The following is a 1458-nucleotide window of genomic DNA, read 5'->3' as shown; positions in this document are numbered from 1 at the left end:
AGGCGCGAATGCGCGCGCCGCGATCGGAGCGTTCCACCACGGCGCAGTCACACAGGAATTGGCCCCCCTCCGTCAGGAGCTTGGCGGGCCGCAATCTCGTTTTGCGGCGCGATTGCCGGCGTCTGTCGCGGATCAAGAGAAGAGGACTCCGGGAGGATGCGATGCCTGATTCATATCCGACTAACCTTAACGCGCGATTTACTGAGCGTCGATGCGGGATCGTCGATCTTCGTTAATGGGCCGAGCGCCACCCTTGGGCCATTCCGCACCCGAGGATTGCGCCATGACCAACATCGCCACGCTGGACCTCTACGACGAAGAAACAGAGGAAGCGGAGTCCACACGCCCGCCGATCAAGCTGGCCCGCTTCGCCGACGACTGGTCGATGGCGGACTGGGTGGTGGGGTCCGGGTCGGTTCTTCTGGCGCTCGCTTCGGCCGGCTTCTTCACGTGGTCCTTCGTGGTGTCGATCCGGTCGCCGGATTACTTCCAGGAAGCGGCGCTCGCCAACATGCCGCCCAAGACCGACAGGATCGAAACCGGCTCGCTCGACATGGCCAATGCCATGCCCGCGCCGCAGATCGTGCGCCTGCGCGAGCCGACGGCGGACGATTATCAGATCGTGATGGTGTTCAAGGACGAAGCGCTGCTGGCGACGCGCAACGAGCTGATGCGCGTCAAGGTCGGCTCCGTGGTGCCGGGGCTCGGCTCGATCCGCTCGATCACCTCGGGTCCGTCCAGCCCCGTCATCGTGGCCGAGAACGCCACGCTGCGCAGCGCCCCCGCAACGCCTTGAGGCTCAGGCCTTCTTGCTCTCCAGCAGGATCTGCCCCTCGGAGCGGATCTTGCCGGTGACCTTGTTGGCGAGCGAGGCCAGAAAGCCCGGTAGGTCCAGTTCGATATGGACGTGATCGTCCAGAATATCGAGCCGGCCGACGATGTGCTGGCCGAGCATTCCGGCGCGGAAGTCGAGATGATCGCCGGTCCACTGGTCCTCGAACTTCAGCATCCCGCCCGTCGCGTCGGAACGCACGCGGTCGAACCCTTCGCTGATGCGCTGGCGCGCCGCCTCGCGCGTCAGCTTGTGCGGGATGTCGACCTTTACCGTCTCGGCCATGAACTTGGTCTTTCGTCGCGGGTTTCGTGCCCTGCATATGGGGGATGAGGGCCACGGCGCAACTGCCGCGCGCCAAAGCGAGGGACCGGAGCGCGCATGAAAAAAAGGGGCCTTGCGGCCCCTTTTCTCGCTTCTCTGATGATGCGCGAGGATCAGCCCGCGACGCGCGAGCCGCCCTGCGGACGCGAACCGCCGCCCCGGCGGGTGCGGTTGCGCCCCGGGTTGGCGTTGCGCTCGTCCGAACGGGAGGACTCGCCGCGTGGCGCACCGCGCTGCGTGTCGCCATGGGGGCGACGCTCGCCCGGCTGGCCGTTACGCCCGCCGCGTCCACCCTCGCCGCG

At 66.6% G+C, this 1458-nt stretch carries 2 protein-coding genes and 1 pseudogene; 1 reads left to right on the top strand and 2 read right to left on the bottom strand.

Annotation, left to right across the window (positions count from 1 at the left end; all coding sequences use genetic code 11):
* The first annotated feature begins 283 nt into the window (after positions 1-283).
* Entirely contained in the window at positions 284-796 is a 513-nt protein-coding gene (locus tag NS365_RS22970; RefSeq protein WP_058602602.1) for a hypothetical protein, read from the top strand.
* 3 nt (positions 797-799) lie between these two features.
* Here the strand turns inward: NS365_RS22970 and NS365_RS22965 are convergent, their stop codons facing one another.
* Positions 800-1117 (bottom strand): polyhydroxyalkanoic acid system family protein, encoded by a 318-nt coding sequence (locus tag NS365_RS22965; protein WP_058602601.1) that lies wholly within the window; start codon positions 1115-1117, stop codon positions 800-802.
* A gap of 152 nt (positions 1118-1269) precedes the next feature.
* A pseudogene (locus NS365_RS24705) lies at positions 1270-1458 on the bottom strand (DEAD/DEAH box helicase); the annotation flags it as partial.

This window comes from Aureimonas ureilytica, from assembly GCF_001475935.1.
GTDB lineage: Bacteria > Pseudomonadota > Alphaproteobacteria > Rhizobiales > Rhizobiaceae > Aureimonas > Aureimonas ureilytica_A.
The sequence above is the reverse complement of the archived record's forward strand: the minus strand, read 5'-3'. Positions and strand labels throughout refer to the sequence as shown.